Source organism: Ligilactobacillus faecis, assembly GCF_029889745.1.
Classification (GTDB): domain Bacteria; phylum Bacillota; class Bacilli; order Lactobacillales; family Lactobacillaceae; genus Ligilactobacillus; species Ligilactobacillus faecis.
This window is the reverse complement of sequence record NZ_CP123639.1, coordinates 1,806,759-1,822,519: the sequence shown is the minus strand read 5'-3', so window position 1 is coordinate 1,822,519 and position 15,761 is coordinate 1,806,759. Positions and strand designations below refer to the sequence as shown.

The following is a 15,761-nucleotide window of genomic DNA, read 5'->3' as shown; positions in this document are numbered from 1 at the left end:
TTCTTTTCTCTTTAAATTCCGCCCACCGCAACTTTAACTTTACGGTGTCACAGTAAAGCTACAGTGACGCCAATCTTCCCAGTGTCCTGTACCTGCTCCGTCATGCGATCTGATATAGATGTCACCTGGCACCATAAACGCAACTTGAACTCCAAGCCCACCATCAGCATTTTTACCAAAATTTCCCATTACAAGCAATACGCCCCAAGCTCCGTTCGTTGAAGCTTGGTTATTGCGCCCTGGAAAATGTGTTCCAGCACGATTACCCCCGGTTGCATATATCATGTGGATCCCATTTTTTACAACTGTATCTAAATCAGTATCCCCATTGATATCATTTCCAAAATAAGCTAAAGCTTGTCCCTTATCGATCTTACCGTTTGCGATGTCTTTAGCAGCTTGGATCTGTCCAGCAAAATCAGGAGCATTAAGGATCGCTTCCCAAACTGTTTGTGGTCGAATGCTATTGTTTGCCCCATCCTTAATATCTGCAATATAACTTCCCATTAAAAAGCCCTCCATTCATTAAAAATTTTATCTTGGCCACCGGCGCCCCTTGTCCAACGCTTACCATTACTTGAAATCAAAATTTGTGTACACGTATTACCATTAATGTCATTGACTGTCAGTGATCCCCAGTTATTAAACATGACTGGAGCATTCTTCACTGATACACCATTAATAACAAACGTCTTGGATCCTTGATAATTACCTGATGTTAGAGTATTTAGATCCGTGCCAGCCTTGACTTGAATGGTGCTTGATAAATATTCATCTAAAAACGCACGCAGACCATAAATAGCATCTGCGTGCGTTTCTGGATACATTTGTACTTGGTCACCAAACTCATTTTCAAATACAAGCTTTACTGCTTTAGTCAATCTTGATCACCTCCGTAAGTGACAAACGACCAATGGAACAAACTATCAAGCCTTGGTTAGTTTGATTAGTACCACTATCCCCAATTGACTGTGTATTGCCTATCCGAAGTGGTCTGCTCGAGTTAGAAATATCACGTAACATCACTGTTCGCAAATCATCAACATCAAAGCTATCGATCTTACTTGCTTTATCTAACTGCAAAGCATCGAGCCTCTTTTTGAGAGTAGGATAAACTACATTAAACCGATCTACACGAGCATCAACGACTTCATCAGGTTGCTTTACACTCGTGATCAAATTATCAAAACGTGTATCATAGCCATCCATATAACCTTTGATCCATAAACCTAGATCAGCACCGTATTGTCGTAATACATACCAGTTATGATTTTTTTGGTTACGTGCATTCCGATCTGCAAACGACATCGGTTCATCCCAAATATCAAGGCTTGGTGGGTCTATATGTGTCATTACCATAAAATCACATCCTGTTTACTATTTTATTTCCAATAATTATTTATGCTTGTGTTTTTTCGTCTTCAGCGACTTCTGTTGCAAGTTGATCTTCTTGTTCATAGACATATTGTTGAAACGCTGCGATATCCTTACGCACCTCTGCTTTGTGAGCCATGTAAAGTTCGCTATCGATCACATATTGGTTAACTGCGTCATTACTTGTATCATTTGTTGAAAGCGACGCTGTCATGCGCAAAGCATCTTTTTTATCATCTCCAACTTTTGAAAATGCTGTTAACGTGATGTCTTTGTTTTTTACCAGTGCCATAATTATTACCCCTCTCTTATTCTTTGTTTGTTTCTACTGTTTGCAACTTTTGCTGTTCTTCTTCAAGTTGTTTTACTTTTTGTTCGAGTTCTTCTTTATCAGCTTCTAAGCTAGCGATCTGCAATTCTTTATTAGCTAAATTCATTGTCAACTTGCTTAAGATCGTTGTCATCTTATCCAATTTACTTCACCTTCTTTTCTGCATTGATAATATTTACAAGCTCAGGATCCACACCATTCTCAACACATAATTCTTTTTGTTGCCTGATAGCTTCTGCCTGCATCTCTTTTTGCGCTTGTTTAAGTTTATCTTCGTCGATTTCAGCAAAGATAGGCTTTCCAGTGTCATCAAAGCCTTGGATCTCATTAGTCCCCATCGTCATAACAACTGGTGTTGACCCATCTCCTTTCAAAACTGTTTGCATCTGAGCAAAAGTTTTGCCAGCGTCGTTTTGAACGTCGCCAGATAAAATGATCGTCTTATTGAATTCCATGTTAATATCCTCCGTAATTGTTATAAAGTTTGTTATCTTTTGTTTCGTAAATATTATAGCGTTTACCAGCATGGTTAAATAAAACAACATTCCCATTCTGAGGAAATGCAATACCGCCCCAATTACCATTATCATTTACAAAGCAAGGATATTTTTCGTTATTCCAATCAGACCACGAAACCCAAGCGGTTCTAATTCCATTCTGAGCACTACCAGCACCAAAATGGACTTCACTTCCAAAATACGTAGGTTTATAGATATGCAAATCTTTAGGAGCCCATCCGAAACCAGTCTCTGAATATGAGATCGCAGGTTGTAAAATTTTTCCACCGCTACTTGAAGGGATGTACTGACCAATAGCAATGTAATCTCCACCATAAGGCGCGCCCCAGACTTGCTTAGTCATCAACCCCATTTCTATTCCTGAGGCCCCATTACCAACCGTATCCATCTTGCGATAATCCCAACCACCACCTTTGATGTAACCTTGGATCTCATGGTTATAGTCGCTTGGATTATTTGTCGTAGCACCTAATTTTTTAGCTGGCACACTTAACTCGAGTCCATCATCACTAAGTTTCATTCCCCACTGTTGTCTAGGATCGCTAGATGTCGACCCTAGATGAATAGAATCATTTTGCAACTTTAGCATTGAATTAGCGCCAACCATATCTAAGCTACTTGGGCTGAATTTCACAGCATTGTTTTGTGAGCGCATCACGACATCATTGACCATGAGCGTCCCTTGGATCCGTGTATTCCCATTGATCATCACATGTTTGCCGTCAATCATCACTCCTTCAGTCGAAGCATTGATCTGTGAGATAATCTTGTTTTTATCACCTGAAACTTGAAGGGCGATCATTCTAGCAGTTTGAGCGATCACAGAATTATTACTGTTATCATGCACTTCTGCTTTAAGTCCTGCGATCGTTTGAGTAAGCTTACTAAATTGGCCCACTGTAGACGCTTGATATACACCGACACTTGAGCCTTTTACAAACATCGGATGAGCAAACATTACGTTACCTTTACCTCTAATGATAAGGCTAACCCTCACTTGATTGATTCCATTCGGTATCGTAATATTTTCTAATTTGAGTAATTTAGCATGATCATACGGTACATCTGACACATTAACAGTTGTCATTTTATTTGATTTACGATATTGATCGCTTGCATTGGCCCAAAATTCTAACTCCAGCCCACAAATACCCGAATGAGGAACATTACCCGTGTAAAATACAACTACACTAGCTGAGACTGTTTCACCCGGCTCGACAGCGATAAATGATGACCATCCGTTAACCCAACGATCATCAGCATTTCCGCTTGCGTCCATCCCAAGTGTTGTACTGCCGTTATAATTGTCATACCGATTTGTACCACGTTTCAGCCCAAAATTTGTCGTCCAACCATCGATCACACTATCTGTACCAGCGATAAACTCCGAGTTATAGACTAAATTAGCCTGCTTTAGCTGATCGCCGATAAGCTGCTGAACTTGACTAGTGAATCCATTTGCATTTTGTAAAAAAGCAGAATTTTGAACGATCTTTTGCATCCCTTTGTAAGTATCTGAGTTGTACAAAGTCGATAGATCATTTTTAGTGGCCGTGATTTTTCCAGATAGATCATTTTGAGCATTTTGTAAAGCTAATTGCCATTGATCAGCTTTTTGATTTACGTAGGACGTATCTGCCTTAGTCGACACAACATTTGTAATGGCTTTGGCTGTTTGCTCTACATAACTTTTATCAGCTTTATTAGCCACTACGTTAGTTATATTTGTTGCTGTTTGATCAACATATGATTTATCGGCCTTCGTCGCAACTGTCGAGTTGATACTATCTATTCTGACGTTTAAACTAGCATATTTGCTGTTGATATCATTGGTAATATCCTCCGGGGCTCGTGTATAGTCGGTTGGCTTATTGCCCTTTTCAATTTTTACATGTCTAATGTATGCGTCATATCCAGCATTAAAATAGATGACATATGCCTTGTTAAGACTATTGATCTTTCCAGATACGCTATATCGTTTCCAGTTTGAAGTGAGACTAGTTCCAGATAAAGATCCGTCGCTAGCCTCGCTTTCGTTTTTTACAGTTTTAAATACGCCTGTTCCTTTGGCATCAAACGATAACGTGTAATCGTCACCGACTTGCAGTTCTCCATTTGGAAATGCGCCACCCCATTTAGTGTATATACCACCAAAGTATTGACTGTTTAGATGCGCTACCTTAGTTTCGCCCTGCATTTCAAATGTAGGAGTAACGTTATTTTGACCAATACCTGTTGGCCACGTAAAATCTAAGGATCCTTGCAAATAGTTTCGACCACCAACTTTGAGCCCGTTTATCTGATCATTGAGTTTACTGATCTCAGCTACTCTTAAGGTCATTCCATCTTTAAGTAAATCAAAGTCAGTTTTGTATGTCGTTAACGTGTTATTTACACTGTTCAATTGACTATCAATATCTTCAGGTGCTGGTGTCCAATCTGTTGCCACGTTACCTTTTTCAAACTTGACTTTACTGATCCTAAAAGGTTGTTTTGCGCCCTTTACTGATCTGACCATAAATATGAGCGCATGGGTATCAGGTTGCGTATGGAGCACAAGTTTTTTACCTACTCGTCCAGGAGTATTAGGAAAATTTGACATATTAGCAATATTCCAATTATCTTTATAGACTTTAGTATTTTGTTTAAAGTCATTAGCGGTAAACTCCCAAAAAATGAACCCTTGCTTATCAAGATGTTGTCCATCAGCGTAATTTAGATCAAAGCTAAACACATAATCGGTATCTGGTTCAATATCGTATACACGTTGCTCAATTTGTACGCAGTCTTTATCACCAATATTAAGCTCAACTGTGTCGCTATTCCAAGTGACTCCGCCAAATGTCTCATACCACGCATCATGTTTATAATTTGAACCAAGTTGTGATTGCTTGAGTAAGTTTCGGCCTCCAAAAGATAAGTTAGTAAGCTTGCTACCGACAGCCGATATACTGGCTTTGATACCATCTGACGACTGTGTCCATTCACTTTTAGCTTGATTTACAGTATTTGTCAAAAGATCCAAGTCAGTTTTAGAAGCTAACGTCTTGATCGTATCTTTGTTTTGCTGTGTTTGCGTACTCAAAACTGCTATTTGACCACTGTTAGCATTCGTTGAATTTACTAAACTTTTGATCTGATCACTATCAACAGTCAGCATCGCGCTACTAATATTTTTGACCTGCTGATCTAAGTTATCGACACTTGCTTTATCTGCTTTCAAACTAATATTGTTGGCGTTGACTGTTAAAGAAGCTTCGGCCGAACTGACCCGATCGGTTAGCTTATCAATATCTGTTTGTTTTGCTCTTGCTTTGATCGCATCGTTTGCAACACTTAATGAGCTCTCAAGATCAGTGATCTTAGTATTTGCAGCATCAACACTTGTCTTATCTGCTTTTAGCTCTATTGCATTTTGGTTTTGAATAGATCTTGTTTCATTTGCAGTAACGAGCTTTGAGAGTTGATCATAATCAGTTTTACGCACCGTTTGACTTATCTTACCGTCAACACTACTAAATTGCGTTTGAACTTGTGTCTGATATTCTTTTAAAGCTTGATCTGCATTAGCGATCGCTTGTTGTTTTGCCGTTTGAATTTCAATGCTCTTCTGGTCAAATTGATCAGCAACATTCAACTTCAAGTCGCTTGCTTGTTTTTGTAGATCTTCGATCAGCTTTTGACTTTCAGCCGTGGCGTTGTCTATTTTTTTATCAATCTCTGTAACGTTGATATCGATATTAGACAGATTTGTCTGGATCTCAGATATTGTCTTTTGACTATCTGCATTGATCTGAGTCAGACGATCGTTAACTGACTTAGTGTCTAGTTTTGCATCTGAAATCGACTTATCTAAGCGAGTGGTCTCAGTTGCGATCGTATCGTTGATAGCTTTTTGAGCTTTTTTGAAGTCACTATCAACGTTATCAACATACGTTCTGACTTCTTTTGCTTCTTGTTGCAGATCAACCGTCGTATCATTGAGCGAGTTGATCGTTTGTTGATTGCTGATCTCGAGCCATTTACTACCATCGTAGATCATCATTTGAGCCGGTACTTTCTCCATTAAATTGGGGTCTGGATCGATATGTTTATTTGTTACTTCATTCAAGTTTTACCCTCCTTCATCTAATGGACGCACCCAAATATCACCAACACGCACCATGTTATATTTTGTTGGATCGTCTTTTGAGTAGTACGTTGTTGTCGCTGTTGTCGCTTTATTTAAAGCTTTTTGCGCTAGCTCGTTGATGTTATTGATCCGATTATTTATCAGCGACTGCGTATTTAAAATACTTGCTGGCAAGTTCTCATACTGCAAAACAGTCGCCTGTGTCTTATTGTACGGGTACCATGTATAGCCGATAAGCGTTACATCTGTTTCAAACCCATTTTCAGTGATCGTTAAATGTCTGACTTCACCAGCGATCGGTTTGAAGTTCGTACTTGCTGTAACTTCTAAGCTGATTATCGGCTCTTTTTGCAGTTGTGATCGGGCGTAGTTTTCCATGTTCTGCTTATCTGTGAAGCGTTCATCAGAGATGTTATCCATGGGATGCACGCCCCAAACTTTAATAGATTGCTCGTCTTCAACAAAAAAGGGTTGAAAATAATATTCAACCTTTGCATTGTCGGTACTGTTTTCTTTTTGCTTACCAAAGCATTTGACTTTGTTGCTCAAGTTAGTACTGTCGATCGTTATTTTGATGTCTTGCGTATTGTTTCGGTAATCGATCCGTTGCCCAAATGATTTCTTGAATGCCTCTGGGCTATAAACGCCGATCTCTTTATTGTTTGGGTAAATGATCGATGACGGCCACGTACTCAAGATCTTGCTTAACATATCCTTGCCACTAGAATCACCTAAGTTTTGGATCTGTTGCTTGTCAAAGCTACCATAGACAGAATACGTATAGCCTACGTTGTCATTATTCTTAGCTCCCAGATAGAACTCCAAAATATCCTGTGGCAAATACGTCAGTGTACCATTGCGTGTGTCGTACTGACGAACTCTTGCAATGTCATTATAGATGTGTGTCGCCGTGATCTGAACTTGACTGGTTGAACCTTGTAGATTAGGCGCTACTTGCTTGACCACATATTGTTGATCGTCAAAAGTGACAATACTCTCAGCACTCAGCAGCATTTTAAAACTAGCACTGCCATCATCAAATGCTGTAAATGTTAGTTGATATGTGCTGTTTTGAGCCCATTGTACGGCAAAAGTCGACCACAAGATACAGTTCAAAGGCATCGTCTGTTCGATGCCGATCGCTTTAACAGTAACGACCTCATCAAAATTACTTGTCGGTAGCTCATAAGTAGGTTCACGAACAAATATCGTATCGTTATACAAAAAACTACCGTGTCGCATATTAAAAGAACCTTTGACTGGTCGTTCATCGCTCCAAATGATCGGATTGATGCGCTTGGCCCGTCGATAGACCATATATCCCGAGTCTGAAACACCCTCAACATGGCTATCGATCTTATCTTGATAGAGATATAAGTAGTCACCTGCAACCAACATCTCAGGGGCTTCGTACCATTTAGCGCTTGGATCATTGATGATATTAGTGGCGACCTCGGTATAGTGTCCTAGATAATTATCCGAAACAAAAAGTCTAGCACTTGAGAGCCATAGGTAATACTTACCGTCTAAGTATGTGACATTAGGGTCGATCGAGCTCTTAACGTCAACATCGACAGTTTGATAGGCATTCGACACCTTATCAGTTATGACGTCAAAATCGGCAACATAAATACCACGCTGACCGTTCTTGGTGGCACTATAGACAATGTGATATTTACCCTCTTTATCTACAAACATCTCTGGCGCCCAGATATCTGTATACCCACTTGCTTGTTTGATCAGATCGATGTTGAGCGCTTCAAAGACCTTAAAATCAGACGTCTTATACATCGCTAAAGTACCCAATAGATAATAGACATCACCAACGCGACAAATAAAGCCGTCTCTTAGCCCCTCTAATTTAGGAAAGTTGAGCACACTTGACCAATTTTTAGCATCACTTGAAATGCTGATGTTTGGTAGCGCACGCCACGGATCATTTTTGGTCTCACCACTTGGATCAAAGCCAAAATAGACGAATTTATTATTTTGTAAAGCTTTTAAAATATCCACTCAGCTCAGCTCCTAACCTACGTAAATAAAGGGAAAAGAAAAGGTTATATCAAGATCGTTAGCACCAGATACGGAAAACTCGTTCCAGCCTGGTTCAAGCTTGATATAACCAAAATCAGTGTTATTGTTGTCTAACTGCCCATTTTTAAAGGTATTGATACCTTCCAAAATAAGGCGATCGTTACTTCCAAGCGTCCCTTTATAGGTCCAACTTGTTTGATTAGTATTATTGATCAACTTAAAGCCAGGCCCAAAGTGTTGCATAATGATATTCAATTCATGGCGTTGAAAGTATGGATCAACTGCGATATCGCTGGCGTTATACACTCTAAATGACTGTTTGTCTATGAAGTGGTATGCCGGATCTTCACCGTTTGGGATATTCCCACCATATAATGGCCATGCTTCTTGATCGTAGCGCATAAGCTGGTCTGAGGTCGTTAGGCTGTACTTATATCCGCTCGGGTTATCAAACGGGATCGTAAACGTCGCCACATTGGAGTACGTCTCCATTGGTGCGATCGTAAAATTTCCAGCTCGCACATACTTAACGATCCCTGGTTCGCCGTCAGTGCGTAAGCGATAAACATCTTTGCTTGAAAAATATTTATAGATGTCGTGTTTGGCAAGCTTGTAGTCCCACCAATCGCCAAATTTAAAATAAAATTTAGCGTTGATCACATTTTTATCGATCGTACTGCCAGTAAAAAAGCTACCGTCAGACCCTAAGTTAGTTGTGTAACTATTAGTTACGATCGGATCTTCGTCATCTCCGCGATACCGTAAATTGGGTGTAATAGATTCAATATCTATCTCGTCCTCATCACCTCGCTTGATCCAAAGCTTAGGATAGCGAAAGTGATTGCCATAAATTTCCACTTTATCACCTACAATCCAAGTTGTTGAAAATTAGCTATACGTTGATCACTCGCCATTTCTCGATAAACTTTGTTCTTATCGTAGCCGTTTACGTTCTTGATCGCATCAAGCTGTAGACCGTTAACGTTTAATAACATCGAGACTAAGTTCTTGAGATCTTTAACAGTGGCAGATAGATCCTTGATAATATCGTCATTACTACTTTGCGAGTGCCCCGCTCGGTTATCAGTTTGCGCAAAATAGTCAAGTGACTGTTGCATTAACTGATAAGCCCTTGAACGCTTAGAGAGATCTAACGGTACGACCATTTCAGGTAAGTTACCTTCTGCGACTTCGACCATCTGATTTTGCGTGACGAGCCCACCATTTGCCATCATCTTATGTCCAAGTGGACCCCAACCACGCCGAACGCCTATAGGTGCAAAGTCCCGGCGCCAAGTCGAATCGTTCAAGACTGCCATGATCTGATCTAAGGCAGAATGAATATTTCTGTGACCTTTGACAGCCCAAGCATTCCAAGTTCCTAACTTGTACTGAAACAACCCAACTGGTAAACCAGTACCGTCATGGTCGTCATAACCACCACCAGTCGCAGGATTTACGCCTGATTCAACAAACGCTTGCCAATATAAATGATCGATGTCTCTGGCTGATAATTTTTGATGCATCAAGCCGGCAGCTCGATGTGCGACCTTAGCAAATTCACTCTTGCTCATCTTACCGTTTGGCGAACTTGCACTACCGCCACCGCCACTATCGTCTCCAAAAAGCTGATCTTTCAACTTTTTGATAATGCCAGCAAAGCCGTCAGTAACTTGATTGACCATCCCTTTTGAACTATCAACTAGAAGTCGACCGGCGTCAGGTACACTATCCAAATTAAAAACTTTTTTAGTCATATCTTCTAATGTCTTTTTAGGATCAGTGATCTTTTCTAAGATCTCAGTTGCCCCGTCTGTCAGATCATCAAAGATATCTTCTGCGCCATCTCTGACTTTTTTAAAGAAGTCGCCAAGCGATGAATTGCCCGTTGCATATCCTGGTAAACTACCGACATACGAGCCAGACATGACCTTGGCTGTATCGTTGGCGTTTAAGATCCGATCGCCTGGGTTGACATCGATGAATTGTGGTCCACGTTGGCCGGCAACACTGACCTTACCGCTATATGGTCGATAGATCAATTCCGGTCCAGCTTCACCAACAAGCGCTTTACCTTGGTAATTTACGTGACCACCAGTCGCATAACCACCGTGCATCGTAACTGGCGTATAACTATAGTCTTGCTTTTTGGCTGAGCTTTTGTCTTCCTTGCCAAAAAGCTTAGCGATCGAGTTAAAAAAGTTGTGTAAACTACTGAAAATATTTGATGATCCTTTAGCTTGCTTTGAGTTGGCATCCATCGAGCTATTTGCTTGATTTACAGCATGCGTTACAACACCTTTTGATTGCTCTTTAGCCTGTGAGACAATGTCTTTTTGTTGTTTATTAGCTAATTCTAAAGTCTTTTGATACTGTTGATCAGCCTTATCGACTGTCTCATCATGTTGCTTTTGAGCTTTTTCTGTAACTTTTCGATATTGATCTTCAGCAGCGTTTTTAGCAGCATCTCTTTGCTTTTCTGCTTCTTCTTTGACACGTGCGCGTTGTTCCTTGGCCCACTTAGAATTACCTTGATATTGACGCTCAGAAGCTTCAACGACTTTTTTATACTGATCTTCAGCCGCTTTGATAGCTGACTTGCGTTGGCGATCAGCTGCATCCCTAACTTTATTAAGCTGTTTATCTGCATTTTTAGCTACGCCATTAAACTTTTTAGTCGATAGATCGTAGACCTTTTGATATTCTTTTTGCGCATCATTGACAGCATCTTGCAGCTGCTTATTGCTCAATTTGCCTTTTTTAGTTGTCAATTTTTCTAAGATCTTACCTTGTTTATCTGACTCAGTCTTGATCTTACCAGTCAACGTTACATGCGCTTTAGCTTCTTTTGTCATGTCAGTTGTGGCATATTTGACATTTAGATCATAGATCTTCTTTTTATGTTTAGAACTAGCTTCATCTAAAGCTCTATCACGCTTAGCTACAGCTTTCTTATACTGTTCAGACCGCTTTCCAAAAGTTTGTTGTGCATTTAACACTTCAAGATCATATTTATCGTGGATCTTTTTCTTTTGCTTGTTGTAGTCCGTGTCGATCTTTTGCCGTTGGATAGCATAATATTTATCGATAGCTGATTGAGCAGATCCTGACTTCCGTGCTGTTTTTTCCAGATCTTTGTAATGCTTTTTAGCATCAGCAACACGCTTTTTATACTCTTCGTTACTGATCAGCCCGTTCTTTTTGAGCGTTTTAAGATCATCTAAGTCTTGCTTTTGTTTTTTCTTATAGTAATCTTTTTGCTCTTTTAGAAGTTCATTATGCGCTTCTTTTTGACTCATCTTAGGCGCTTTGATCTTCGTTCCTTTGATCGCCTTATTCCAAGATTTTACGAACTTACCAACTATGTTACTTACTACTTTTGACCCACCGATCTGATCACCTAAACTAGCACCGATCGCTGCGCCAGCTGGACCACCTAAAGCAAAACCGATCCCGCCACCGATCAACGTGCCTGCAGTTTTACCGGCAGCTTGATATTTAGCTTCTGCTTTATTAGACTTTACAGCACTATAAATAGATGATCCAACATCATACGCACTAATACCCAAACCAATTGCTGTACCCAGTTTAGCACCAATAGATTTACCAAGAGTTAAGATCTTGGCACCCTTGGACATAGTACCACCCTTGGTTGTCGTGCCTAGTGCAGTTTCTGCTATATCTCCAACATCCAGCGCAGTATTTCCAACTTGTGAGACTGTATTAGCTACTTTAGACGTTTTAGATGCTTTACTACTGCCACCAGCAACTGGTGTATTAGAATAAGCACCACTCGCTTGTTCTTTTGCAAGTGCTAAGTTTTGATATTGTTTTGTCAATGTAGCCACTTCAAGTTGTTCATCTGTCAAAGCTTTATTCTTACCAAAAAGCGATTTGAGTTCTTTTACTTTTTTGATAAAAATAGCAACCTTGCTGACAGCCCATAAACCAGCCAAGGCACCACCAAAAACAGCAACAGTCTTAGTGTGTTCAACAGCTAATTTACCAACTTGCAAAATACCACCGGCAACTTTGCCAATACCTTCAGCTGCTACCTTAACTCCGTTTTGAAAGTCCTTTTGATCAAATAGCTTGGTCAGCTGGTTGGCGGCGTCCGTCATATATGGTAAGAGTTTAGCACCAAATTCAATTTCTAGAGCACTCCAAGCTTCTTTGAAACGTTTAGTTGAGTTTTCAGCCGTCTTAGCATTCTTAGCGGCTAATTCTTGAACGTAATTGCCTTTTTTGCCGGCCTCTTCAACCTTTTTGGTAAGTTCACCTAAATACTTACTATTCTCAGCTAAAATTTCGCCAGATTGTTGCCCCGTCGTACCAAATAAAGAATTAAAGACGGCTGCCTTCTTTTCTTTACCCATTCCTTTAGTTACTTCATTCAGCTTTTTCATGATAGTAGTCAAATCTCTGAAGTTTCCTTTGGAATCAACGATATCTGAACGTTTAAGACCAATTTGATCTAACACAGATCCATTGTTGGTATTTTTGGCAGTTTCTACTTCACCTTCTAGATCCCGAATAGCATCTTGTTGGCTCTTGATGGCGCTAGCAGCTGCTTTTCCACTCTTAGTTCCATTTTTGACTGCTGCTTCCAATTCAACAATCTTATCTTTATGTTTTTGAATTTTTTTGGTATACGTCTCAATAGCCTTACCCGAACCTTCTTGTGCTGCTTTTTGAGCTTCAACGGCATCAGTCAAACTATTGATGACTTTACGCAGACCTGTACCCAATTTGTTATCTTAGAGGCTCTTTATCCTCTAATTCACTATGTTTCCATAATGTTCGGACTATCTCTTGGCCCTCGTCTTATTCGTTAGGGTCATCCGCCTTCGTGGAAATTTCTGCATAAAAAAAGCACGTTTTCCTAACGTGCCTAATTCTTAGCTTACTTTTTCTAGTCTCTACACCTTCTATGAGTTTTCCCATAGCTTGGCTCGGGATCAACATACTATTTAAATATCAAATCAATTATCCAACCTACTATGATAACGACTAATAGGATAATTGCGAATATGGTTCCAAACACGTATTTTACTATCGTTAAAAATACTGGAATAAGTATGAATTTGAACAACAAAACAATTAAAAGTGCCAAAACTCCATAAATTATCATTCCTATGAATTTATGCTTTTCACAATATTCATAGAAATTAATGATCAGATCCCCACAAAAGTCCCAGAACTTTGACCATGTTTGGGATTCAATAATCTTGCCTAATAGCACTAATATATAGTCCATTATCGTATGTCTCCTAAGCTAATAAAATCCTAGGTCAATTATATCACAATAGCTTAGTCTTCCCCGAATTAACGGATTTATTTTTCAAGATCATTTCTGATCAAGCGGCCAGTTTTACCAAAGCCTTATCTGCGTCAATATTTTGCTTAGACAAAGTACCTAGGGCTGCCGATGTCTCACTAAGTTTAAAACCGGCTTGATGTGATGTTGTGCCTACATACTCCATAGCTTTACCAATTCCATGGAAATCAGTAGCAGTAGTATCTGCTGTGTAAGCTAGCTCATTAACAGCCAATTTAGTGTTCTTGGTCATTTCAGTGGCTGATTTAGCATTCATTCCAAAAGCTTCTAGAGTACCACTGGCAACTTTAACAACATCATTAAAATCATCACCCGATGCAATGGATCCTTGCAACTCAGTATTCATAGCTCCTAGAGCTTGACTCGAACTGTAACCGCGCTTAACGAGTTCTAAATATCCATCTGCAACCTCTTTTTGAGAAACACCATATTTGATAGAATATTTAGCGCCGTCTTCCTGCATCTCTTTAACTTTTTTAGTTGCTTCAGCTGCGCTTTCACCACCGGTGACTAGGTTATTATAGATAACTTTATATTGACTAGATACTTCGGTAGCTTTCTTTGCACCCTCATAAGACATCTTAGCAATTCCAGTAAGCGCTGCACCAGTGACTTCTGCTGCTCTCTTTAAATCATTACCAAATGTTTCTTTTGCTGTTTTACCAACTGCTACTAAACGATCTCTAGATTCGAGTAGCGAATCGTTCATCTTTAATACCAGCTTATTTGATCCGCTAATTTCTCTTTGATTCTCAATGTATTTTCTAGACAGCTCAGATAATTTAATCGCTTGATCACGATAAGTCTTAGATGCTTTGCCCGATGTTTGTTCAACTTGTACAAGCAATTTCTTCTCTGCTTGCAACTGTGTCTCCAGAACTTTTTGAGTATCGATAAGTCCTTTAATTTGAGCTTTTTGTGCAGTATATTTCATCCCTGCATTTTTAAGTTGCTCGACATAGTTCTTGTTAATTTTTTCGGTCGTTTCCAGTGCATCTTTTAGCCTTAAAATACCTGATCTATGCAATTCAAGCGAATTAGCTGCTTGTTTTTCTTGTGACTCCAAGTTTGCGATCGTTCGCTTAGCGCTGTTGATCTGATTTTCAAACTTGATATAGGCTTGTCGCCCCTTTTCAGTCGTCAGATCTAGACCATCTTGTTCCTTTTTCAGTCTTTCAATATAGTTTCTTTGCCCTTCGATCGCACGCTTGGCATCTTCAGCCTTATTAGCATAAGCTGCCATGATCCCTTCACCAGATCTGATCTCAGCAAAATTAGCTTGCATTGCAGATTTAAGTAATTTTGCTTCATCCCGAATCGTACGCAAGCTTCTAGTCATACCGTTATCAGTCATATCGATAGAAAACTGATAGCCTTGAATTTTTGTCATGCTTTTCCTCCTTTCCTACAATGCTCCAATACTACGGGCCAACTCCAATGGATCTTGTACTCGCTCTTCAGGCGCTTTGGCATTCCAAGCCGACTGCCACTCACTAAATGATGAGTTATAAAAATCACTTGGGGAAATACCCTTTTGCATAGCCATTTGAGCAAGATAATCAATATCCTCTAAGAAACCAGTCAGTTGTTTTAGCTCTTTTCGAGCAGTTATTTTGGGTCTTCTTTGTCCTCTTCTTCGTCTAAATTAATACCCATATCAATACCTAAACAAATTCTCAACATATCGTTAAAGATACCGACCATATAACTAAAAGATAATTCTTCTAATTTTTGACTCTCTGTTTTTGTTAGTCCCAAAAGCTCTGTCAGTGCTTCCAGTACGATCGCAGTCACTTGAACGATATTCTTAACGACTGGCACTGTGATACTTTCATCATCAGTATCATCTTCAGCAAAAATATTTAGGATCTTGCTGTAATAATTACCTACGATCTTGATGTTTTTGGGTGAATCGATCAGCGTTAGATCTTCTTTTAACCCAAGTTTTTTTGCGTCAACTTTAACTGTATTTTTCACTAATAACTTTCCTTTCCTTTTTTTCGTCTCACATTAATCGTCTCTGTGTTCGCTATT

At 39.6% G+C, this 15,761-nt stretch carries 13 protein-coding genes; all 13 read right to left on the bottom strand.

The features are described 5' to 3' along the window. Window positions 1-39 precede the first annotated feature (39 nt). A complete protein-coding gene (locus QFX10_RS08325) occupies window positions 40-507 on the bottom strand; it encodes a pyocin knob domain-containing protein (RefSeq protein WP_280605777.1) in 468 nt (155 codons plus the stop codon). Further along, window positions 507-881, bottom strand: a complete 375-nt coding sequence (locus QFX10_RS08320) for a pyocin knob domain-containing protein (RefSeq protein WP_280605776.1) — start codon at window positions 879-881, stop codon at window positions 507-509. The genes QFX10_RS08325 and QFX10_RS08320 overlap by 1 nt, the downstream gene beginning before the upstream one ends. Continuing rightward, entirely contained in the window at window positions 874-1,359 is a 486-nt protein-coding gene (locus tag QFX10_RS08315) for a hypothetical protein (protein ID WP_280605775.1), read from the bottom strand. Before QFX10_RS08315 ends, QFX10_RS08320 begins: the two co-directional genes overlap by 8 nt. A 40-nt stretch (window positions 1,360-1,399) precedes the next feature. Then, complete coding sequence (locus tag QFX10_RS08310) at window positions 1,400-1,666, bottom strand: hypothetical protein (RefSeq protein ID WP_280605774.1); 267 nt, start codon at window positions 1,664-1,666, stop codon at window positions 1,400-1,402. 16 nt (window positions 1,667-1,682) lie between these two features. Next, window positions 1,683-1,847 (bottom strand): hypothetical protein, encoded by a 165-nt coding sequence (locus QFX10_RS08305; protein ID WP_280605773.1) that lies wholly within the window; start codon window positions 1,845-1,847, stop codon window positions 1,683-1,685. A gap of 1 nt (window position 1,848) precedes the next feature. Next, a complete protein-coding gene (locus tag QFX10_RS08300) occupies window positions 1,849-2,160 on the bottom strand; it encodes a hypothetical protein (protein ID WP_280605772.1) in 312 nt (103 codons plus the stop codon). 1 nt (window position 2,161) lies between these two features. Further along, window positions 2,162-6,334 carry a hypothetical protein gene (locus QFX10_RS08295; protein ID WP_280605771.1) on the bottom strand — a complete coding sequence of 1,391 codons (4,173 nt, stop codon included), beginning with the start codon at window positions 6,332-6,334 and terminating at the stop codon, window positions 2,162-2,164. A 3-nt stretch (window positions 6,335-6,337) separates the two neighbouring features. Next, window positions 6,338-8,368, bottom strand: a complete 2,031-nt coding sequence (locus QFX10_RS08290; protein ID WP_280605770.1) for a phage tail protein — start codon at window positions 8,366-8,368, stop codon at window positions 6,338-6,340. A gap of 12 nt (window positions 8,369-8,380) precedes the next feature. Beyond that, a complete protein-coding gene (locus QFX10_RS08285; RefSeq protein WP_280605769.1) occupies window positions 8,381-9,247 on the bottom strand; it encodes a phage tail domain-containing protein in 867 nt (288 codons plus the stop codon). Window positions 9,248-9,255: 8 nt separating this feature from the next. Then, window positions 9,256-13,137: a phage tail tape measure protein gene (locus tag QFX10_RS08280; RefSeq protein WP_280605768.1), complete on the bottom strand. Its 3,882-nt coding sequence runs from the start codon at window positions 13,135-13,137 to the stop codon at window positions 9,256-9,258. A gap of 609 nt (window positions 13,138-13,746) precedes the next feature. Beyond that, entirely contained in the window at window positions 13,747-15,117 is a 1,371-nt protein-coding gene (locus tag QFX10_RS08275; RefSeq protein ID WP_280605767.1) for a phage tail tape measure protein, read from the bottom strand. Between the two features lie 15 nt (window positions 15,118-15,132). Next, window positions 15,133-15,273, bottom strand: a complete 141-nt coding sequence (locus tag QFX10_RS08270; RefSeq protein WP_280605766.1) for a hypothetical protein — start codon at window positions 15,271-15,273, stop codon at window positions 15,133-15,135. A gap of 62 nt (window positions 15,274-15,335) precedes the next feature. Then, window positions 15,336-15,704, bottom strand: coding sequence for a hypothetical protein (locus QFX10_RS08265; RefSeq protein WP_280605765.1), 369 nt, complete (start codon window positions 15,702-15,704; stop codon window positions 15,336-15,338). Window positions 15,705-15,761: the final 57 nt, after the last annotated feature.

Bases quoted from the DNA above. Each gene is read 5' to 3' on its own strand.
- QFX10_RS08275 (WP_280605767.1), bottom strand. From the start codon at position 15,117: ATGACAAAAATTCAAGGCTATCAGTTTTCTATCGATATGACTGATAAC.
- QFX10_RS08310 (WP_280605774.1), bottom strand. From the start codon at position 1,666: ATGGCACTGGTAAAAAACAAAGACATCACGTTAACAGCATTTTCAAAA.
- QFX10_RS08270 (WP_280605766.1), bottom strand. From the start codon at position 15,273: ATGGCTATGCAAAAGGGTATTTCCCCAAGTGATTTTTATAACTCATCA.
- QFX10_RS08325 (WP_280605777.1), bottom strand. From the start codon at position 507: ATGGGAAGTTATATTGCAGATATTAAGGATGGGGCAAACAATAGCATT.
- QFX10_RS08300 (WP_280605772.1), bottom strand. From the start codon at position 2,160: ATGGAATTCAATAAGACGATCATTTTATCTGGCGACGTTCAAAACGAC.
- QFX10_RS08315 (WP_280605775.1), bottom strand. From the start codon at position 1,359: ATGGTAATGACACATATAGACCCACCAAGCCTTGATATTTGGGATGAA.